This is a genomic window from Clostridium cochlearium (genome assembly GCF_900187165.1).
GTDB lineage: Bacteria > Bacillota > Clostridia > Clostridiales > Clostridiaceae > Clostridium_G > Clostridium_G cochlearium.
Genome location: NZ_LT906477.1, coordinates 821,668 through 842,185 on the forward strand (window position 1 = coordinate 821,668; position 20,518 = coordinate 842,185).

At 29.6% G+C, this 20,518-nt stretch carries 21 protein-coding genes; 15 read left to right on the forward strand and 6 right to left on the reverse strand.

Annotated features, from left to right (window positions below; genetic code table 11):
• The first annotated feature begins 97 nt into the window (after positions 1-97).
• Together tnpA and CKV72_RS04010 are read left to right on the forward strand one after the other, a co-directional pair.
• Positions 98-553 (forward strand): IS200/IS605 family transposase, encoded by a 456-nt coding sequence (tnpA, locus tag CKV72_RS04005; RefSeq protein WP_095177556.1) that lies wholly within the window; start codon positions 98-100, stop codon positions 551-553.
• 482 nt (positions 554-1,035) lie between these two features.
• The gene (locus tag CKV72_RS04010) at positions 1,036-1,305 is read left to right on the forward strand and encodes a metal-sensitive transcriptional regulator (RefSeq protein ID WP_089862948.1); all 270 of its coding nucleotides are present in this window, start codon (positions 1,036-1,038) and stop codon (positions 1,303-1,305) included.
• Between the two features lie 55 nt (positions 1,306-1,360).
• Here the strand turns inward: CKV72_RS04010 and CKV72_RS04015 are convergent, their stop codons facing one another.
• Together CKV72_RS04015 and CKV72_RS04020 are read right to left on the reverse strand one after the other, a co-directional pair.
• Positions 1,361-1,807: a threonine/serine exporter family protein gene (locus CKV72_RS04015; protein WP_089862947.1), complete on the reverse strand. Its 447-nt coding sequence runs from the start codon at positions 1,805-1,807 to the stop codon at positions 1,361-1,363.
• Positions 1,804-2,574 (reverse strand): threonine/serine exporter family protein, encoded by a 771-nt coding sequence (locus CKV72_RS04020; RefSeq protein WP_168944174.1) that lies wholly within the window; start codon positions 2,572-2,574, stop codon positions 1,804-1,806. The genes CKV72_RS04015 and CKV72_RS04020 overlap by 4 nt, the downstream gene beginning before the upstream one ends.
• A gap of 362 nt (positions 2,575-2,936) precedes the next feature.
• Here CKV72_RS04020 and rsxC point away from each other — a divergent pair, with 362 nt between their 5' ends.
• The 6 genes from rsxC to rnfB are packed head-to-tail and all read left to right on the forward strand — an operon-like array spanning position 2,937 to position 7,949.
• Complete coding sequence (gene rsxC, locus CKV72_RS04025; RefSeq protein ID WP_089862945.1) at positions 2,937-4,244, forward strand: electron transport complex subunit RsxC; 1,308 nt, start codon at positions 2,937-2,939, stop codon at positions 4,242-4,244.
• Positions 4,245-4,264: 20 nt separating this feature from the next.
• Positions 4,265-5,197: an RnfABCDGE type electron transport complex subunit D gene (locus tag CKV72_RS04030; RefSeq protein WP_089862944.1), complete on the forward strand. Its 933-nt coding sequence runs from the start codon at positions 4,265-4,267 to the stop codon at positions 5,195-5,197.
• 1 nt (position 5,198) lies between these two features.
• On the forward strand, positions 5,199-5,768 hold the full coding sequence (locus CKV72_RS04035; RefSeq protein WP_089862943.1) for an RnfABCDGE type electron transport complex subunit G: 570 nt from the start codon (positions 5,199-5,201) through the stop codon (positions 5,766-5,768).
• A 2-nt stretch (positions 5,769-5,770) separates the two neighbouring features.
• Positions 5,771-6,373 carry an electron transport complex subunit RsxE gene (gene rsxE, locus CKV72_RS04040; protein WP_089862942.1) on the forward strand — a complete coding sequence of 201 codons (603 nt, stop codon included), beginning with the start codon at positions 5,771-5,773 and terminating at the stop codon, positions 6,371-6,373.
• 46 nt (positions 6,374-6,419) lie between these two features.
• Positions 6,420-6,995: an electron transport complex subunit RsxA gene (gene rsxA, locus CKV72_RS04045; RefSeq protein ID WP_089862941.1), complete on the forward strand. Its 576-nt coding sequence runs from the start codon at positions 6,420-6,422 to the stop codon at positions 6,993-6,995.
• A 24-nt stretch (positions 6,996-7,019) separates the two neighbouring features.
• Positions 7,020-7,949, forward strand: coding sequence for an RnfABCDGE type electron transport complex subunit B (rnfB, locus tag CKV72_RS04050; RefSeq protein ID WP_089862940.1), 930 nt, complete (start codon positions 7,020-7,022; stop codon positions 7,947-7,949).
• 33 nt (positions 7,950-7,982) lie between these two features.
• Here rnfB and CKV72_RS04055 read toward each other — a convergent pair whose 3' ends face one another.
• From CKV72_RS04055 to CKV72_RS04070, 4 genes are all read right to left on the reverse strand, one after another.
• Positions 7,983-8,513, reverse strand: coding sequence for a Gx transporter family protein (locus tag CKV72_RS04055; protein ID WP_089862939.1), 531 nt, complete (start codon positions 8,511-8,513; stop codon positions 7,983-7,985).
• Positions 8,514-8,528: 15 nt separating this feature from the next.
• A complete protein-coding gene (locus tag CKV72_RS04060; RefSeq protein ID WP_089862938.1) occupies positions 8,529-8,927 on the reverse strand; it encodes a NusG domain II-containing protein in 399 nt (132 codons plus the stop codon).
• Entirely contained in the window at positions 8,914-9,939 is a 1,026-nt protein-coding gene (locus CKV72_RS04065) for an FAD:protein FMN transferase (protein ID WP_095177557.1), read from the reverse strand. The genes CKV72_RS04060 and CKV72_RS04065 overlap by 14 nt, the downstream gene beginning before the upstream one ends.
• 78 nt (positions 9,940-10,017) lie before the next feature.
• Positions 10,018-11,889, reverse strand: coding sequence for an LTA synthase family protein (locus CKV72_RS04070; protein WP_157726532.1), 1,872 nt, complete (start codon positions 11,887-11,889; stop codon positions 10,018-10,020).
• A gap of 183 nt (positions 11,890-12,072) precedes the next feature.
• Here CKV72_RS04070 and CKV72_RS04075 point away from each other — a divergent pair, with 183 nt between their 5' ends.
• From CKV72_RS04075 to CKV72_RS04105, 7 genes are all read left to right on the forward strand, one after another.
• Positions 12,073-15,846: a phosphoribosylformylglycinamidine synthase gene (locus CKV72_RS04075; protein ID WP_089862935.1), complete on the forward strand. Its 3,774-nt coding sequence runs from the start codon at positions 12,073-12,075 to the stop codon at positions 15,844-15,846.
• Between the two features lie 79 nt (positions 15,847-15,925).
• The gene (locus CKV72_RS04080; protein ID WP_095177559.1) at positions 15,926-16,540 is read left to right on the forward strand and encodes a DNA-3-methyladenine glycosylase; all 615 of its coding nucleotides are present in this window, start codon (positions 15,926-15,928) and stop codon (positions 16,538-16,540) included.
• 450 nt (positions 16,541-16,990) lie between these two features.
• Positions 16,991-17,617, forward strand: a complete 627-nt coding sequence (locus CKV72_RS04085; RefSeq protein ID WP_089862933.1) for a tetratricopeptide repeat protein — start codon at positions 16,991-16,993, stop codon at positions 17,615-17,617.
• 1 nt (position 17,618) lies between these two features.
• Positions 17,619-18,302, forward strand: coding sequence for a hypothetical protein (locus CKV72_RS04090; protein WP_089862932.1), 684 nt, complete (start codon positions 17,619-17,621; stop codon positions 18,300-18,302).
• Positions 18,303-18,323: 21 nt separating this feature from the next.
• Entirely contained in the window at positions 18,324-18,593 is a 270-nt protein-coding gene (locus CKV72_RS04095; RefSeq protein WP_089862931.1) for an ACT domain-containing protein, read from the forward strand.
• A gap of 52 nt (positions 18,594-18,645) precedes the next feature.
• The gene (locus CKV72_RS04100; RefSeq protein ID WP_420896638.1) at positions 18,646-19,968 is read left to right on the forward strand and encodes a PFL family protein; all 1,323 of its coding nucleotides are present in this window, start codon (positions 18,646-18,648) and stop codon (positions 19,966-19,968) included.
• A gap of 3 nt (positions 19,969-19,971) precedes the next feature.
• The gene (locus tag CKV72_RS04105) at positions 19,972-20,487 is read left to right on the forward strand and encodes an NUDIX hydrolase (RefSeq protein WP_095177560.1); all 516 of its coding nucleotides are present in this window, start codon (positions 19,972-19,974) and stop codon (positions 20,485-20,487) included.
• Positions 20,488-20,518: the final 31 nt, after the last annotated feature.

Genomic DNA, 20,518 nt, shown 5'->3' on the forward strand with positions numbered 1-20,518 from the left:
TCAGAAAAGCTTAAGCGTTGCAAAAAAATACCTCACTTTGATAAAATAGAAATGGTTTCGTCAGCCAATCTAAAAAATCAAAGGAGGTATTTCCCAAATGGACAATAATAGTTTAGCACATACTAAGTGGAGATGTAAATATCATATAGTATTTGCACCTAAATATAGAAGAAAAGAAATATATGGAGATAAGAAAAAAGAAATAGGAAAAATACTTAGGATGTTATGTGAATGGAAGGGTGTAGAAATCATAGAAGCAAATGCATGTAAAGACCATATTCATATGCTTGTATCAATACCACCGAAAATTAGTGTTTCAGGATTTGTAGGTTTTTTAAAGGGAAAAAGTAGCTTAATGATATTTGAAAAATTTGCAAATTTAAAGTATAAATACGGAAATAGGCATTTTTGGTGTAGAGGATATTATGTAGATACAGTAGGTAAAAATAAAAAAGTAATAGAAGAATATATAAAAAATCAACAAAATGAAGATATGATCGCTGATCAAATAAGTATTAAAGAATATACAGACCCTTTTAAGGGTGGCAGGTAACAATTAAACTGCGGCTGGCGAAATCTTACAGGTGCCTTAAGGCACAACGCTGGGAAAATGCCCTTATAGGGCTTAAGAAAAACCACCAGCTAAGCTGGTGGATATTTATATTAGACAAATCTAAAATATCCTTAATTCTCCATTTTCCACTTTCCATTTTCAATTATATCTAAATTGACATTTTTATTGATGGCTCGTTAAAGTTTTGCTAAACATCGCTTTAGCTCTTACAAAAGCTCATATAATCAAAAATTTTTTGCAACAAAGTAAAAAAATCCTCCATTTTCAATTATATTATAAAATTTAAGATTTTCAGTAGCAAAGCGGAAGAAAATCTTCCTTCATTGTCCTATGTCAATTGTCCTCTGTCCTCTGTTAAAAAATTACGTCGTAATTTTATTATTTTGTGTATTGATTAACAAACTAATAAATACTATAATAATACTTACATACCCCATAATGGTACTGATAGGAGTGATTTTATGGAAGACAAAAGTATAGAAAAAAAAGATTTACAAAATAGATTGAAAAGAATAGAAGGTCAAGTCAAGGGAATTCAAAATATGTTAGAAAGAGATGCTGGATGCAAGGAAGTTTTAATTCAAATAGCAGCAATTAGAGCAGCCATAAATAAAGTGGGGGCATTAATACTTCAGAACTATGCTAAAGGTTGTTTTATACAAGACACCGAGAATATGTCTGAGGAAAAAATAGATGAATTAATAGCGACTTTAACAATGTTTATGAAGTGAAAATTAATTTATTGAGATTTGTTTATAAAAAGGATTAAAGTAAAATTATATAATTTTACTTTAATCCTTTTTCATGTAATTTATAATAATTTATTAATTTTACTATAGAAGAAACTAATATAATTCCAATGGCAATAACTCCGGCTATGGTAAGAGTATTAAGACCTTCTGTGAGGGCTTTGTTAATATCTCCTTTTATAGTTTCTAGCATAGTGTAGTACATACCACTTCCAGGAACTAGGGGAATTATGGCACATATTAAAATAGTTGTTACAGGGGTTTTTAATATTCTAGCCATGATTTCAGAATACGTAGCAACTACTATAGAAGCATTGAAAAAAGAAAGTATTGTAGAGATATTTAGTGATAAAGAAAAAGTATAAACAAACCATCCTAAGCCACCACCAATAGCAGCAAAAAAAGTATTCCTACCTTTTATGTTAAAAAGTATGGTGAAAGCAAAGGTAGCTATAAAAGCGAAAAAAGAATTTAGAAGTATCATTTGTATGTTCCTCCTAGATAAAGCCACAATGAAAAAACAACACCACTACCTAAAGCAATAGCTATTGCAATTAAGAAAGCTTCAGAAGCACGAGAAAGCCCAGTTATTAAATCGCCCTCTATAGTATCCCTTATTGCATTTGTTATTATTAATCCAGGTACTAAAAGCATTACAGAACCTATTACTATATTATCTGTGCTATCTCCAATTCCAATAGAAGTTCCTAATAGAGCTACAAAAGAAGCAATAGCTCCTCCTAAAGCATTTATAAAAAAAGAATTTGCTTGAATTTTAGACAAAATTATGGAGAAAAATTGTATAATAGGACCTATAAAAAGAGAAACTATAAAATCTCTACCACTTCCTCCATAAACCAAGGTAAAAAAACCAGCAACCATGGAGGATGCTATAAAAATGGTGTTTTTACTGTACTTTTTAGATTTATTTATATTTTCAAGTGAAGCTTGGACTAATTCTATGGAAAGGTTTTTAGTACATATTTCTCTAGAAAGATTATTTACTCTAGAAATTTTATCTAAATCTACAGTGCGAGTTTTGATTCTTTTAACTTTTGATATGGTGTTACCATTTTCATCTGTAGCAGAAATTATTATACCTGTAGGTGTAGCGAATACATCTGCTTCTTTTAATCCATAGGATACACATATTCTATAAACAGTTTCTTCTACTCTATATATTTCTGCTCCACTTTGGAGCATTATTTCACCTGCAAAGGTAGATAAATGAAGTATTCTAGTTATATCCATAAAATACACCTGTCCTATTTTATTCTATTTTGATAAGTCTTAATTTATTATATCATATTTTACAAAATATAAATAAGAAAAGTTTTTAATAATGCAACTTATAATTCAAGTGAAATAAAATGATGAGATTCATTCATTTGTTTCACTATTACTACAATACTAGTTTTCTAGATGAAATAATGTATAATATATATAGTTGTGTATATTATCTATAAAATTAAAGTGGGTATTTAGGCTTGAAATTAGCCAAAAACTCTTGACATGGTTCACATAACAATTTAATATTGAGGTTGGACATTGTTTATGATTTAACTATATTTTTGCAGTTAATTAAGTGTAAATTAAAAGATAGGAGGGTCTTTATGGAAATATTAACGTTTAAAAATGGAGTACATCCTCCTCATGGTAAACATTATAGTGAAAATAAAGCAATTGAAGAATATTTACCAGAGGGAGATATAGTTATTCCTATGTCACAGCATATTGGGGCGCCAGCAGAACCTATTGTTAAAAAAGGAGATAGAGTCCTAGTTGGACAAAAAATAGGTGAAGCAAAGGGATTTATATCTGCAAACGTTCACTCAAGTGTTTCAGGAACTGTTAAAAATGTATCTGAAATAACTCAATTTAATGGAGCTAAATGCAAAGCTGTTATCATAGAAAATGATGGGCAGTATGAAGAAGTGGAAACCCAAAAAAGGGATTACACAAAATTATCTAATGAAGAAATAGTAAATATTATAAAAGAAGCAGGTATAGTAGGTATGGGAGGAGCTACTTTCCCTACAAATGTAAAGTTAACTCCACCACCAGATAAAAAAATAGATTATATAGTAGTAAATGCTGCAGAATGTGAACCTTACTTAACTTGTGACCACAGAATGATGTTAGAACATGGTAAAGAAATAATTGAAGGATTAAAGATAATACTTCAATTATTTCCAAATGCCAAAGGACTTATAGGAATTGAAGACAATAAGCCAAATGCTATAAAAGCTATGAAAGAAGTAGCTAATGGTGAAGAAAGAATAGAAGTTAAATCTGTTAAAACTAAATATCCTCAAGGAGCAGAAAAACAATTAATATATGCTTTAATTGGAAAAGAAGTTCCATCAGGTGGACTACCAGCTGATGCAGGATGTATTGTACAAAATGTGGATACAGTATATGAAATATACAATGCAGTAGTAAATGGAAAAGCTCTTGTTTCAAGAGTAGTTACAGTAACAGGAGACGCTATAAAAGAACCTAAAAATATTAGATTTAGAATAGGAACTTCTGTAAGAGAATTAGTAGAATTTGCAGGAGGTTTTGTAGAAGAACCTTATAAGGTGATTTCTGGTGGACCTATGATGGGAATAGCTATGTATTCATTGGATGTACCAGCAGCAAAAGGAACATCTGGAATACTATGTTTAACTAAGAAGGTTGCAGAAATTGAAGAGGAATCAAATTGTATAAACTGTGGTAAATGTGTACAAGTTTGCCCAATGAATTTAATTCCAACAAAACTTGCAGTAGCATCATCTATAAGAAATTATGATATGTTTAATGAATTTAATGGAAGAGATTGTATTGAATGTGGATGTTGTTCTTTCATATGTCCAGCAAGAAGACATTTATTACAAAGAATACGTTCAGGTAAAAAAGCAGCATCTAGAAAGAAATAATTTTAAAGAGGTGAATTTTAATGTCTGAAACAACAATGTATACAGTGTCATCATCTCCTCATATACGTGAAAAACACACTACACAATCTATAATGAGAGATGTTATTATAGCATTATTGCCAGCTACTGTTGCAGGAGTATATTTTTTCAAAATGGAAGCACTATTAATAATACTTGCATCAGTAATATCCTGTGTATTAGCAGAATACATATGGCAAAAAGCAACTAATCAAAAAGTTACAATAAGTGACTTGAGTGCAGTTGTTACAGGATTATTATTAGCATTTAACTTACCAGCATCAGCGCCATTATGGTTACCGATAATTGGAGGATTTTTCTCTATTATTATTGTAAAACAATTTTTTGGTGGATTAGGTCAAAACATAGTTAATCCAGCATTAGCAGGAAGAGCATTTTTACTTGCTTCATGGCCTGTTCAAATGACAACTTGGACATTAGATGGAGCTACAACTGCTACTCCCCTTGCAATATTAAAGGGAGCAGAAGCAACTGGAGCAACATTACCAAGTTTAATGGATGCATTTGTAGGACATGTTGGGGGATGTATAGGAGAAACTTCAGCTTTAGCATTACTTTTAGGTGGAGCTTATCTTATATATAAGAAAGTAATTGATTGGAAAATACCAGCTACATTTATAGGAACTACTTTAATAATAACTGCTATTGCAGGAAGAGCAGGAAACCCAATTTATGAATTATTTGTAGGTGGATTAATGATAGGTGCTATATTTATGGCAACTGATTATGCAACTTGTCCAATTACACCAAAGGGAAGAATTATCTTTGGTATTGGATGTGGAGTTATTACATCTATTATACGTATATTTGGTGGATATCCAGAAGGAGTATCTTACTCCATACTTATTATGAATTTATTTGTTCCACTTATAGAAAGATGGACAACACCTAGAACGTTTGGGAAGGTGAAATAATATGAAGAAAAATGGTATTTTTAAATTAGGTATTGTGCTGTTAGTTATAGCAGGTGTCTGTGGACTAATACTTGGTTATGTTAATCAAGTGACAGCTACACCTATAGCAGTTCAAGAAAAGAAGACCATAGATGAAGCAAACAAAGAAATACTTCCAGAGGCATCTACTTTCGAAGAGAAGAAGGATGTAGAATTAGATGAAGGTATACTATCATTAACAGAAGGTAAAGAAGGTTCTGAAGTTAAAGGATATACTATAAAAGTTGCACCTAAAGGATATGGTGGTGCTATTGAATTAATGATAGGTATGTCAACAGAAGGAAAACTTTCCGGTATAAAGGTTTTAAGTCATGCAGAAACACCAGGACTTGGAGCCAATGCTGATACTCCAGGTTTTACAGAACAATATAAAGGTAAATTAGCAGAAGAGCTTAAAGTGGTGAAAGGAACTGCATCGAATGAGAATGAAATAGCAGCTATAACAGGTGCTACAATAACTAGTAAGGCAGTTACAAGTGGAGTTAACGAAGCAATAGAATTTTATAACTCCAAATTGAAAGGAGGAAATTAATAATGGCAATTGGTAATAGATTGTACAATGGTATTATTAAGGAAAATCCAACTTTTGTTCAAGTACTTGGTATGTGTCCAACTCTAGCAGTAACTTCAAGTGCTATTAATGGAGCAGGTATGGGATTATCAGCAACTGTTGTATTAATAGGTTCAAATATAGCTATATCATTACTTAGAAAGGTTATTCCAGATGAAATTCGTATACCAGCATATATAACTATAATAGCTACATTAGTTACAGTGCTACAATTTTTACTTAAAGCATATCTTCCAGAATTAAATAAATCATTAGGTATATTTATACCTCTTATAGTTGTTAACTGTATTATTCTTGGTAGAGCAGAAGCTTTTGCATCAAAAAATGGTGTGTTAGATTCATTATTTGATGGTTTAGGAATGGGATTAGGATTTACTTTATCTTTAACTGTACTAGGAATAATAAGAGAATTATTAGGAAATGGAACAGTATTTGGCAAACAAATAATGCCTCAAGCATACAATCCAGCACTAATAATGGTACTTGCACCTGGAGCATTCTTTACATTAGGAATATTAATGGCTATATTAAATGCTAGAAAAATAAAGAAAGCTAAAGCTAATTAAAAATAAGGTAAGCCTTATTTTATAAGAAAGGTGGATTTGAAAGGATATGAAGATATTTACCATATTTTTAAGTGCGCTATTAGTTAATAACTTCGTTTTATCCAGATTCTTGGGAATATGTCCTTTCCTTGGAGTTTCTAAAAAAGTAGAAACTGCTACAGGAATGGGAGCAGCGGTTACGTTCGTTATGGCATTAGCGTCTATTATGACTTTTTTAGTTGAAAAATTTATATTAGCAAATTTTGATATAATGTATTTATCAACATTGGCATTTATACTTGTTATAGCATCTCTAGTTCAATTTGTTGAGATGGTAATAAAGAAAGTAAGCCCAGATTTATATAAAGCACTAGGTATATTTTTACCTTTAATAACAACAAACTGTGCGGTTCTAGGGGTTGCAGTTATTAATAGTGATGAAGGATACAATTTGATTGAATCCTTAGTAAACTCTGTAGGAGCGGCACTAGGATTTACATTAGCCCTTGTTTTACTTGCAGGAATTAGGGAAAAATTAGATACTAACGAATATATACCAGAAGCACTAAAAGGTCTACCAATAACACTTATTACAGCAGGATTAATGGCTATAGCGTTTCTAGGATTCCAAGGACTAATATAAAGTAGAAGTTTAGGAGGTGTTAACGTGGATTTAAATAATTTAATATATCCTGTATTGAGTTTAGGAGGATTAGGTATAGTTTTCGGTGCTCTACTAGGATATGCATCAAAGAAATTTGCGGTAGAAGTTGACCCAAGAGTACCACAAGTAAGAGATGCTCTTCCAGGAGCAAATTGTGGTGGATGTGGTTTTGCAGGTTGTGATGCTTATGCAGATGCAGTTGTAAATGGAGGAGCTGCTCCAGATAGATGCCCTGTTGGAGGAGCTGCATGTAGCAGTAAAATAGCAGAAATAATGGGAGTTACAGTAGATACATCTGAACCAAAGAAAGCATATGTAAAATGTCAAGGAACATGTAACAATGCTAAAGAAAAATATGAATATTATGGATCAATGACTTGTGTAGATGCTGCTAATATTCCAGGAGCAGGTTCTAAGGAATGTACTTATGGATGCATGGGACTTGGAAGTTGTGTTCAAGTGTGTATGTTCGATGCTATCCATATAAAAGATGGAATAGCTGTTGTAGATGAAGAAGCATGTACAGGCTGTGGAGCTTGTGTAGACATATGTCCTAAGAGTGTTATTGAATTAACACCAGTATCAAAGAAAGTACGTATTTCTTGTAATTCACATGATAAGGGAATTGCAGTTAAAAATGCATGTGCTGTTGGATGTTTATCTTGTGGTCTTTGTGTAAGAAATTGTCCTGTAGAAGCTATAACTATGGTAGATAATTTACCAGTTATAGATTATGACAAATGTGTTCAATGCGGAGTTTGTGTAGGAAAATGTCCTACAAAAGCTATTGCAAATCTTAAAAAAGATAAGAAGGTAGCACCACCAAAAGCTAAACCAGTAGCTGAAGAAAAGAAAGCAACTGAAGCTAAGGAAGCTACAGACACAAAACCAGTATCCCAAGTTAAAGAAGAAAATAAAACTGAAGATAAATAAAAAATCTGTGTTCCAATTAGGAACACAGATTTTTTATTTTAACTTTTTCAAATCCTTAAGTAATGATACTTTAGATGAATGATTGTATAGTATATTAGTTAGAATTCCTATAAAATAACCTGTTATAACACCGGATAACATTAAAACAGGTAAATATATATATATTCTGGAATCTTGGATTATTATAGCGGCTACTAATAATTGACCTATATTGTGAAATAATGCGCCAACCATACTAATAGACCATAAGCTTAGCTTGTCTCTAAACTTATTATATAAAAAAATCATAAAAATATTACTAAGTAAGCCTCCTGCAATACTGTATATGAAAGAGGACATACTACCACCTAAAAAGGATCCTAAAATAGTTCTTAAAAACATTATTAAAAGAGCCTCTCTACTACCTAAAGTAAGTAGGGCAAATAAGGATATAGAGTTAGATAGTCCAAGTTTTATACCAGGTATTCCAGGTAGTAATACAGGAAGTTGAGCTTCTACTATATAAATTATTAGAGCTATACTTACTAGTAAACTTATGAATACAAGTTTTTTGATATTTTTCATAACATCACCTTTCATTTAATAGGTAACAGCATCTAGTCCATCTTCATGGTGAGGAGTTTTTCCTTCTATAGTTATTATAAGTTTATTAGGAAGACAAACTATTGTATCTCCAGGCTCAGATATTGGACCTGCCTTTACGCATACTTGATCTGGGCATGTAGCTTCTAATATACTTATTTTCCCTTTTTCTATTTTTATCTTATTATTATCTTTGCCGTTATCAGATTTTATTAAAAAAGTTTCTGTTTTATCTACTTTAGATAAATTAATTTCTTTTATAATTTTACCATCTTGCTTAATTATTGCAATTTTGGAATCGGATTTAATGCTATACTTATAAATGTAAATTCCAATAAAGCTCAAAATTAAAATTGAAACTATAATTATAGAAATTATCTTATCACCTTTCTTCATAAATATACTCCTTATTTGATAATTTAAAATCTTTAGCTATATTAGATGTTACATGTACTTTTTTATCAGTAGTTACTAATACTGCATCTACTCCATCAATTTTTTCTATAAGTTCTAGAGATTTTTCTAAACCTAAAATGAATGTAATAGTGGATAGAGCATCGCCATCTATAGATTTATCTGATATTATAGTGGAAGATAGAATTCCACTTTCCGCAGGATAACCAGTTTTAGTATTTAATATATGATGATATTTTTTGTTATCTTTAATAAAGAATCTTTCATAAGTTCCTGAACTTACTACAGATTTATTAGAAACTTTTATTATAGCAAAGTATTCACCTCTATCACTTAGAGGGTCTTGTATGCCTATATTCCAAGGAGTTCCATCGGTTTTATTGCCAATAGTTACAATATTACCTCCTAAATTTAGATAGGCACTTTTTATACCTTGTTTTTCTAAAACTTCGCAAGCTTTATCAGCAGCAAAACCCTTTGCAATACCACCTAAATCTATGACTTCATTAGAATATTTAAGTTTTACGGATTTATTATTTTCATCAATTAAAATATTTTTATAGTTAATTAATTTTAAAGATTCATCTATTTCGTTCTTTGAAGGCACACGGGCATTTTCGGTACCGATTCCCCAAAGTTTAACTAAAGGACCTACAGTTATATCAAAATTTCCTTTAGATAGTTTAGAGTACTCAAGCGAGGTTTTAATTACTTTAAAAGTATCTTCATTTATTTTTACAAAATCTTTTCCAGCATTATTATTTATTTTTACAACATCACTACTAGGCTTTGTAGGAGACATCATTTCATCTACATCAGATATTGCTTTCATGGCCTCATCAGCAGCCCTTTCAGAATTTTTACCATATATTTTAAGTTGTATTAGAGTATCTAGAAGGTAATTTTCCTTAGTAGTAACCGTTTCTTTTCCACAACCAGCTAACATAAATATTAATGAAAATATTACAAGAGATATTAAAGACTTTTTCTTCATATAAATACCACCTTAGTATAAAAATTATCAAACACATTAATTATAACATAAAATAAAAAAATGCGACTTACTTTTTAGTTAGTTGTTCATTAATAAAAGGTTTTTTCTTAAAACTTGTTGATTCATTTGAATTTCTTTTTTACAAATATTATTTATATCTTTAAGTTTTTGATTTTCGGTTAACTCTTGTCCATTATTAATATTAAAATATTTATTTGAATGTGAAATGTATAAAATATCATCATATATAAAGGAACCGTTATTGAATAAAACTTTGTTATCCGTAGTGGACAGAATTTCTCTTCCAAAGACATAAGGATTTTTAATGTCATATAAATTTGCTATTAAATTGTATATATCTATTTGACCAACAACTTCTTTTTTAACAGATTTATAGTTGTCTCCAGGGAAATGCACAATTAAAGGAACTTTACCCAGCATAAAATTATTAAAATCATTTTTTTCTATATCTTTTCTTACCTTGTAAATTTCCTTTGTTAAGTATATAGGAACTCCATTGTGATCTCCATACATTACAATTATAGAGTTATCTAAATAACCTTTTTTTTCAAGGTCATTTAAAAATATTCCTAATTCCCTATCTAAATTGTGTATAGAGTTTATATAATCACCTAAAAAAGTATCTTTTAATTCACCTACAGGAAATAATTCTTCTTTATCTTTAAATGGATAGTGACTTGTTAGGGTGATTAAAAAAGAATAAAAGGGTTGTTTAAAGCTGTCCATTTTTTCTAAAGATTCTTTAAAGAAGGTTCTATCACCTATTCCCATACCTCTTATATCATCTTGAGAAAAATCTCTAATTCCATAGAATTTATCAAAGCCTATACTATTATACATAACGTGCCTATTCCAAAAGCCTTCATTATTTCCATGAAATACATAAGAATTATAACCTTTCTTCTTAAAATTTTTAGGAAGAGAATTAAAAGTATTTCCTGCATATTTATAATATGTAGCTCCATTAGAAGAAGGATATAAGGAATTATTAACTAAAAATTCAGCATCAGAAGTGTTTCCTTCTCCTACTTGATAAAAACAATTTTCAAAGTATACACTTCTGTTAATAAATTTATTCAAATTAGGCGTTATTTCTTTCCCATTAAATTTTTGGTTTATTACAAATTCCTGTAGGGATTCTAATTGAATAACTATTAAATTTTTCCCTTGCCCTTTATTCAAATAAGGATTATTATCTGCATTTTTTTTATTATTTTCTTTAAAAAAACTATAGATTTCTTCATCAGAATACTGGAAATTATTGTCCTCTTTATATCTAAAAAAATAGTTGTATCCATCTAAAGCATGATAGTTAATATTTCCTATCATTCTAGATATGTAAAGTTTGTTTGACATATTTCTTAATAAACCCGATTGTTCTTCAGCTAATTTATTTACATGTTTAGCATTTAAATTAACCCCTAATGCTATAAATAAAATAGAGGGTATAAGGTAAAAGTAATAGGGAACGGTAAACCTAACTTTTTTTAAATAAATAAAAATAATTGGAATTAAAACAAGCAAGTCCATAAAAAATAAAACATTCTTAAAGCCTATTATTTCAAATATAGAATTAGTAGATATTAACTTTGTAAGAGTTCCATTTTTTATAGATACAAGAGATAAAAGATCTCCCTTTAAATTAAAATAAAATATATCCAATATATAGACTATGCTTAACAATAGATTTAATAAATAAGCAAGTATTAAACTTATTTTATCCTTAAATATCATAAAAAAACCAATTAAAAGTATTATACAATAAAAACTAGGGAACAATATGCTTCTATTAAAATATGTAGGGGAAATGATTTTTACAAATATATAAGACTTATAAGTTAAAAGTGCAATAAATATACCTAATAAAATAGTATATAATTTAAAAGCTTTAAAATTATAATTTTTTTTATTAATACTATTTTTTATCATATTAATTACCTCCATTAAAATTACTTTCATTAAATCAAAATAACATATTATTAATATAATAACAATTAAATTTTTATAAACTTTAAAATAATATATGAAATAAAAAAAATATGTGCTATAATATATACGAACATAAAATACATAAATACGAATAATATTCGTTAAAAGGGGGATAAAAACTCTATGAAAAAAAATATATTTAGGCTTTACGTAGAAAAAAAGGATAAATTTGATGTAGAATCAATAAATCTTAAACAGGATTTAAAACTTACTTTAGGCATAGAAGAAATTTCAAAATTAAAAATAGTTAACATCTATGATATAGAAGGATTGGATATAGAAGAGCTAAAAAAGGCTAAAAATACTGTGTTTTCAGACCCAGTTGTAGATAATGTATATGAAGAAGAATTTCCAATTGGAAAGGGTGCTAAGTTTTTCGTGTCGGAATATTTACCAGGGCAATATGACCAAAGAGCTGATTCATCAGTTCAATGTGTTCAAATTCTTACAGGAAAAAGTGGCATAGACATAAAGACTTCAAAGCTATTTATAGTAGAAGGAATTCAAAAAGACGAAGATTTTAAAAAAATAAAGGATTATTGCATAAATGATGTGGATTCAAGAGAAGGAAGTATTAATAAACCTAATACTTTAGATTTAAACTTTGTTGAACCAAAGAATGTAAAGACATTAGAAGGATTTATAGATTTAAAAGAAGATGAATTAGAAGAACTTTTAAAACACGAAGGTTTGGCTATGGATATAGAGGATTTAAAATATTGCCAAGCTTACTTTAAAAAAGAGCATAGAAATCCGACTATAACAGAAATAAAAGTTATAGATACATACTGGTCAGATCATTGTAGGCATACAACTTTTAACACAGAGATTAAAAATGTAAAAATAGAGGAAACTGATTTAACAAAACCTATAAAAGAAGTATATGAAGATTATTTAAATAGTAGAGAATTTATTCATAAAGATAGAGATGATAAATATCAATCACTTATGGATATTGCTACTATAGGTATGAAAGAAGCTTTAAAAAGAGGAATGCTACAAAGATTAGATAAAAGTGAAGAAATTAATGCTTGTAGTATAAAAGTAGAAGCAGATGTAAATGGAAAACCTGAAGAATGGCTTATTATGTTTAAAAATGAAACTCATAACCATCCTACAGAAATAGAACCTTTTGGAGGAGCAGCTACTTGTCTTGGCGGGGCAATAAGAGATCCATTATCAGGTAGAGCATATGTTTATCAAGCTATGAGAGTTACAGGAAGTGCAGATCCTAGAAGAAAAATAGAAGATACTATAAAGGGAAAATTACCTCAAAAGAAAATAACTACAGAAGCTGCTGCAGGATATAGTTCCTATGGTAATCAAATAGGTGTTTCTACTGGATTTGTAGACGAGCTATATCATGAAGGATATATGGCTAAAAGAATGGAAGTTGGAGCTGTAATAGGAGGAGTTAAAGCTTCTAATGTGGTAAGAGAGTCTCCACGAAAAGGAGATGTAGTTATACTACTTGGAGGAAAAACAGGAAGAGATGGTTGTGGAGGAGCAACTGGTTCTTCTAAAGAACATACAGAAGAATCCATTGTAGAATGTAGTTCAGAAGTTCAAAAGGGTAATGCTCCAACAGAGAGAAAAATCCAAAGACTTTTTAGAAATGAAGAAGTATGTAAGATGATAAAGAGATGTAATGACTTTGGAGCAGGTGGAGTTTCTGTTGCAGTAGGAGAATTAACAGATGGACTTTATATAGACTTAGATAAAGTACCTAAAAAATATGAAGGATTAGATGGAACTGAAATTGCTATATCTGAATCACAAGAGAGAATGGCTATAGTAATAGATGGTAAAAATTTAGAAAGATTTATAAGCCTTGCTGAAGAAGAAAACTTAGAAGCTACAAAAATTGCAGATGTAACATCAAATAAAACTCTTGAAATGTATTGGCGTGGAGATAAAATAGTAGATTTAAAAAGAGAATTCTTAGATAGTAATGGAGTAAAAAAGGAAATAGATGTAGAGGTATCATCACCTAAGAAAGAAGAAAATTATTTTACTAAGTGTTCAAACAAATATAAAAACATTAAAGAAGCATGGTTAGAAACACTTTCAAACTTAAATGTATGCAGCAAAAAGGGAATGGTAGAAAGATTTGATAATACTGTGGGAGCATCTACTGTTTTAATGCCTTTTGGAGGTAAATATGCACTAACTCCAAGTGAAGGTATGGTTGCTAAAATTCCAGTTTTACATGGAGAAACTACAACAGCTACAATTATGTCTCATGGGTTTAATCCATATATATCCGAGTGGAGTCCTTTCCATGGAGCATTATACGCAGTATTAGAATCTATTGCAAAAATTGTAGCATTAGGTGGAGATTATAAGGATATTCATTTAAGTTTCCAAGAATATTTTGAAAGCTTAGGAGAAGATAAAACTAAATGGGGCAAACCTTTTGCAGCATTACTAGGGGCTCTTAAAGCACAAAAGGAATTTAAGGCTTTTGCTATAGGTGGTAAAGATAGTATGTCAGGAACTTTTAAAGAATTAGATGTTCCTCCAACACTTATATCTTTTGCATTAGGATTATTAAACACCAATAATAGCATTTCACAAGAATTTAAAGAAATAAATAGTAATGTTGTAATATTAAAAGTAGATAGAGATGAAAATTATATTCCTAATTTAGATATGGCAAAGAAAAATTTTGAAGTAGTTCATTCATTAATAAAATCAGGAAAAGCATTATCTACTTATACTATTAAAGCTGGTGGAATAATAGAAGCTATAAGTAAAATGGCTTTTGGAAATAAAATAGGAATTAGTTTTGATAATAATAAAGAATGGACTGTAGAAGAATTATTAGATCCAAGTTACGGTTCAATTATAGTAGAACTTAATAAAGACATAAATTTAGAAGAAGAATTAAAGGGAAGTAATTGGGAATTATTAGGTAAAACTATAGAGGAACAATGTTTTAAAGTTAAAGATGAAGTAATAAAAATAGATGAAGCCTTAGAAAGTTGGATAAAACCTTTAGAAACTGTATTCCCTACAAAAATTGAGGATATTAAAGAAGATATAAATAATATAAATTTCCAAAAAGATAATAAAAATATTTCAATAATAAAAAATATAAAACCACAAGTATTTATACCAGCGTTCCCAGGTACCAACTCAGAATATGATACAGCGAAAGCATTTATAAAGGCAGGAGGACAGGTCTCTAGTTTAGTATTTAGAAATAATTCTATAAAAGATATAGAAGAAACCATAGATGCTTATGCAAAAGAAATAAGAAATTCTAATATATTAGCTATTCCAGGAGGATTTAGTGCTGGAGATGAACCGGATGGATCTGGTAAATTTATAGCTACAGTATTTAGAAATGAAAAAATAAAAGATGCAGTAATGGATCTTATTAAGAACAGAGATGGATTAATTTTAGGTATATGTAACGGCTTCCAAGCACTTATTAAATTAGGTTTAATACCTTATGGAGAAATAAGAGAATTAGATGAAAAATCTCCTACATTAGCTCAAAATAAAATAGGAAGACATGTATCTAAAATAGTTAGAACAAAGGTTGTATCTAATTTATCTCCTTGGTTTAACAATGTAAAAGTTGGAGATGTTTTCTCATTACCTATATCTCACGGAGAAGGAAGATTTATGGCTGATGAAGATGTATTAAGAAAATTAATAGATAATGGTCAAATAGCTTCACAATATGTGGACTTAAATGGAAATGCAACCTATGATATAGAATTTAATCCAAATGGATCATTATATGCAGTAGAAGCATTAACAAGTCCAGATGGAAGAATTCTTGGTAAAATGGCTCACTCAGAAAGAATAGGAGAAGGACTATATAGAAATATTCCAGGTGAAAAAGATCAAAAAATATTTGAAGCGGGAATAAACTACTTTAAATAATCTAAAGCTACCTCTAAAGGAGAATTTAATTAAAATTATTGATATAATCATAATTGAAGTATACTTTTGGAGGTAGCCTATGAAAATTAAAAGAATGTTTTACGCAAGAAGTGCTCTAGAAGTGGCAAAAGACCTTTTAGGAAAAACCATTGTTCATAAAGTAGATGGAGTAACTTTAAAGGGAAAAATAGTAGAAACAGAAGCCTATATTGGAGCGATTGATAAAGCAAGTCATGCCTATGGTGGGAAAAAAACAGAAAGAGTTATGCCTTTATACGGTAAACCAGGTACTGCCTATGTGTATCTTATATATGGAATGTATCATTGCTTTAATGTAATTACAAAAATAGAAGGAGAAGCAGAAGGAGTACTTATAAGGGCAATAGAACCTTTAGAGGGAATTGAAAAAATGGCTCATTTAAGATATAAGAAATCCATAAGTGAAATAAGTAAGACACAATTTAAAAATTTAACCACAGGACCGGGTAAACTATGTATAGCCTTAAATATAGATAAAAATAATAATAAGCAAGATCTTTGCAATGAAGGAACACTTTATATAGAATATAATGATAAAGAAAGATTTAACATAGTAGAAAGCAAAAGAATAGGAATAGACTATGCAGAAGAAGCTAAAGATTTTTTATGGAGATTTTATATAGAAGACAATCCTTGGGTTTCAAAGAAAATGTAGCACAGTTATTGTGCTACATTTTTATTAATGAATAACTAACAATGAACAATGAATAATTAAGGAAGATTTTTTTCCTTGCGTCAGAAAATCTTTAATCTTATTAGTTAGAATTGAAAATGGAGAATGGAAAGTGGAAAATGATTGACAACTTTTCTCCACCATTCTCCACTTTCCATTTTCAATTATATCCACATTGACATTTTTATTGATGGCTGGTTTAGCAAAGCTAAACATCGCTTTAGCTTTTACAAAAATTAAAATCAAAAGTGTTTATTGTATAAACAAACAAAATAAATTTAAGTTAGGCTATCGACTTAAAATCCTAAATAACTATTCATTCATTGTCCTATGTCAATCGTCCTCTGTCCTATGTTAAAAAAGGGGGCTGGATTTTTAAATGGTTAAAGATATATAATAAGAGTATTGAACATTTAAAATAGGAGGCATAAAATGGCGAATTATAAAAAATATTTAGATGAAATTAAGAAAAACTATAATATGGTAGTTGATGAAGAGAATTACAAAGAAATAATTCTTAAAGAATTTGAATACAGTAAATTTTTACAGGATTATTTTAAAGAATACATGGAGAAAGAGGAATTAGATTTAAACTGGGGAGCTTTAATGATTCTATTCATAAAGGCAAGTAAAGAAAAAAACGTTACTCTTGTAGAAAAGTATGAGAAAGCATTAAAAAAATATAAAAATAATTACTATTTAGAATACGTTTTAGGTGAAATAAATCTTGTGTATTATGGTGAATTATTTAAAGCTAAAGATGCCTTTAATAATGCATTAAAGTTAAGAGACAATGATGGAGATTGTTATTATAATTTAGGATTTATATACTATCTTTTAGGAATGTTTAAAAAGTCTTTTGAATTTTACATTAAAGCTATACAATATAGTGACTATACATCTAATCCAGAGAATTTAAAAAATAAGGCCATAAATAGTATATTATTTCATTATGGACTAGTAGGAAAAGATGAGGAAGAATTAAAAAAACTATGTAATAAAGATTATAACAGTATGGCTAATGAAGAAATTATAAAAATTCTGAAGGGAGAGGCTTAAAATGAATAATACAAATGAAAAAAGTGTATGGCTTCCAAATCAATTATCTGCAGTAAAATTATTTCTAATACAAATAGAATGTTCTATAAATGAAGCTTATGAACAATTAGATGGCAAAACACTTTATGAATATACAATATTAAACAATGATTCTTCAGGAGTGGTTAAAGTACTACCAGAAATAAAAGGTTCTCCAATACTAAATGAATATGAAAGAATGCTACCTTTAAATAAGGTTGAATTTTTATATCAATCAGTTTATAAAAAGACTGGTGGAATTTTAAATATGTTTTATGGTGAAATAAAGGAAAGCATGGATGAAGTATTAAAAGAATTATCAGAGGAAAAAGAAGATATGAATAAAGCTATAGAAATATGGAAAGATACTGAATCCGAACTATGGAGTGGACTTAAACCAAAGCATGTATGGGCAGGAGGAGGTCCTCTAGAAAGAGAACTTCTACTAGATTTTTGTAGACAATTAACAGAAATAATGCAAGGACAACAGTTTACAAGTCAGGGTACGGCAATAATTAAGTCTTTAGAAGTTTTAAGAAAATGGCAATTAAAATATAATGAAATATGTAAAGGCATTCCTGTAGAAGAAATAATAAAGGAAAGAGAAGAAATATACCAAAGAAAAATTAAATTTTTAAAAGATATGAATATAAATGTTGATTTATAATTAAAAAGGAGGAATATAAAAATGAAAGCAATGATAACAGTTATAGGAAAAGATCAAGAGGGCATAATTGCAGGAGTTAGCACAGAATTATATAAAAATAATGTAAACATATTAGATATTAGCCAAACTATAATTGGTGGATACTTTACTATGATTATGCTTGTAGATATGGAAAAATCAAAGGTATCTTTTACAAAGTTAAAAGAAGAATTAGTTAAAAAGGGAGAGGAATTAAAGGTTTCTATAAAAATTCAACACGAAGATATATTTAATTCTATGCACAGAATATAAAAAAGGGGGACTATAATTGATTAATTCATACGACATACTTGAAACTATAAGAATGATTGAAAAAGAAAAATTAGATATAAGAACTATAACAATGGGAATATCACTTTTGGATTGCGCAGATTTAGATGGAGAAAAAGCTAGAAAGAAGATTTACGATAAAATATGTAAACATGCAGAGAGATTAGTGAAAACTGGAGAAGAAATAGAGGATGAATATGGTATTCCAATAATACATAAAAGAATTTCTGTTACCCCAATATCTATTATAGCGGGTGCATCTCAGGATAAAAATTATGTGGAATTTGCAAAAGTATTAGATAAGGCAGCAAATACTGTTGGAGTAAATTTTATAGGAGGATTTTCATCCTTAGTACAAAAGGGATATACAAAGGGAGATAGAATTTTAATAGAATCTATTCCAGAGGCTTTAGCTAGTACGCAAACCGTATGTTCTTCAGTAAATGTAGGTTGTACTAAAAGTGGTATAAATATGGATGCTGTTAAACAAATGGGAGGAATTATAAAACAAACTGCAGAACTTACAAAGAAAGATTCAGGTATAGGAAGTGCAAAACTTGTAGTGTTTGCTAATGCCGTAGAAGATAATCCTTTCATGGCAGGAGCTTTTCACGGTGTTGGTGAAGGTGATTGTGTAATAAATGTAGGGGTTAGTGGACCTGGTGTTGTTAAAGCGGCCTTAGAACATGTAAAGGGAGAAACTTTTGATGTAGTTTCAGAAACTATAAAGAAAACAGCATTTAAAATTACAAGGATGGGACAATTAGTAGCCAAAGAAGCATCTAGAAGATTGGATGTACCCTTTGGTATAGTAGATTTATCTTTAGCACCAACTCCATTTGTAGGAGATAGTGTTGCTCATATTTTAGAGGAAATGGGACTTGAAAGTTGTGGAGCACCAGGAACTACAGCGGCTCTTGCACTTTTAAACGATGCCGTTAAAAAAGGAGGAGTAATGGCTTGTAGCCATGTTGGTGGTTTAAGTGGAGCTTTTATACCTGTTAGCGAAGATATTGGAATGATTGATGCTGTAAATAAAGGTTCATTAAATATAGAAAAATTAGAAGCTATGACTTGTGTATGTTCTGTTGGATTAGATATGATAGCCATACCAGGAGATACTTCTGCAGAAACTATATCTGGTATGATAGCAGATGAGGCAGCTATTGGAGTTATAAATAACAAAACCACAGCAGTAAGAATTATACCAGTGCCAGGAAAAGGTGTAGGCGACGAGGTAGAATTTGGAGGACTTTTAGGAAGAGCTCCAATTATGCCAGTTAGCAAATTTTCCAGTGCAGATTTTGTAAAAAGAGGAGGAAGAATTCCTGCACCTATACATAGCTTTAAAAACTAAGAGGTGATTTTTTTGAGTGAAAGGTTAGTATATAATGGATGGATGAAATTATACAAAAGAGCTATTGGAAATAAAGAGTATGAAATTTTAAAAAATCATGATGCAGTTTCAGCTATAGTTTTAAATGAGTTTAATGAAATATTACTTGTAAAACAATTTAGACCTTCAGTAATGAAAGAAACATTAGAAATACCAGCTGGACTTTTAGATGTTGAAGGTGAATCAGAAGAAGAGTGTATAGTAAGAGAACTAGAAGAGGAAACAGCTCTAAAAGTAGATAAAAACAATTTAGAGAGAATAGTTTCTTACAAACCAATACTTGGATTTAGTGAAAGTAACATGACTATGTTTAAAATTAAAATTAAAAAAGAAGACTTTAATTCTAGTAAAATTAAAGATGTAGATGTAACGGAAGGAATATGGACTTCTTTTAAAGAATTAGAAGATAAGATAAATTTAGGAGAAATTATAGATGATAAAACTATAATGGCATATTTTTATCTTAAAAGTAGTAATTAAAATTTAGTGAAAAATACCCTGAATAAATAAT

Coding starts and splice junctions, on each gene's coding strand:
- CKV72_RS04060 (WP_089862938.1), bottom strand. CDS start 8,927: ATGAAGAAAGGTGATAAGATAATTTCTATAATTATAGTTTCAATTTTA.
- CKV72_RS04100 (WP_420896638.1), top strand. CDS start 18,646: ATGATTGAAAAAGAAAAATTAGATATAAGAACTATAACAATGGGAATA.
- tnpA (WP_095177556.1), top strand. CDS start 98: ATGGACAATAATAGTTTAGCACATACTAAGTGGAGATGTAAATATCAT.
- rsxE (WP_089862942.1), top strand. CDS start 5,771: ATGGCAATTGGTAATAGATTGTACAATGGTATTATTAAGGAAAATCCA.
- CKV72_RS04055 (WP_089862939.1), bottom strand. CDS start 8,513: ATGAAAAATATCAAAAAACTTGTATTCATAAGTTTACTAGTAAGTATA.
- CKV72_RS04065 (WP_095177557.1), bottom strand. CDS start 9,939: ATGAAGAAAAAGTCTTTAATATCTCTTGTAATATTTTCATTAATATTT.
- CKV72_RS04080 (WP_095177559.1), top strand. CDS start 15,926: ATGAAAATTAAAAGAATGTTTTACGCAAGAAGTGCTCTAGAAGTGGCA.
- rsxC (WP_089862945.1), top strand. CDS start 2,937: ATGGAAATATTAACGTTTAAAAATGGAGTACATCCTCCTCATGGTAAA.
- CKV72_RS04015 (WP_089862947.1), bottom strand. CDS start 1,807: ATGATACTTCTAAATTCTTTTTTCGCTTTTATAGCTACCTTTGCTTTC.
- CKV72_RS04095 (WP_089862931.1), top strand. CDS start 18,324: ATGAAAGCAATGATAACAGTTATAGGAAAAGATCAAGAGGGCATAATT.
- CKV72_RS04010 (WP_089862948.1), top strand. CDS start 1,036: ATGGAAGACAAAAGTATAGAAAAAAAAGATTTACAAAATAGATTGAAA.
- CKV72_RS04085 (WP_089862933.1), top strand. CDS start 16,991: ATGGCGAATTATAAAAAATATTTAGATGAAATTAAGAAAAACTATAAT.
- CKV72_RS04075 (WP_089862935.1), top strand. CDS start 12,073: ATGAAAAAAAATATATTTAGGCTTTACGTAGAAAAAAAGGATAAATTT.
- CKV72_RS04090 (WP_089862932.1), top strand. CDS start 17,619: ATGAATAATACAAATGAAAAAAGTGTATGGCTTCCAAATCAATTATCT.
- CKV72_RS04020 (WP_168944174.1), bottom strand. CDS start 2,574: ATGGATATAACTAGAATACTTCATTTATCTACCTTTGCAGGTGAAATA.
- CKV72_RS04035 (WP_089862943.1), top strand. CDS start 5,199: ATGAAGAAAAATGGTATTTTTAAATTAGGTATTGTGCTGTTAGTTATA.
- CKV72_RS04030 (WP_089862944.1), top strand. CDS start 4,265: ATGTCTGAAACAACAATGTATACAGTGTCATCATCTCCTCATATACGT.
- CKV72_RS04070 (WP_157726532.1), bottom strand. CDS start 11,889: ATGATAAAAAATAGTATTAATAAAAAAAATTATAATTTTAAAGCTTTT.
- rsxA (WP_089862941.1), top strand. CDS start 6,420: ATGAAGATATTTACCATATTTTTAAGTGCGCTATTAGTTAATAACTTC.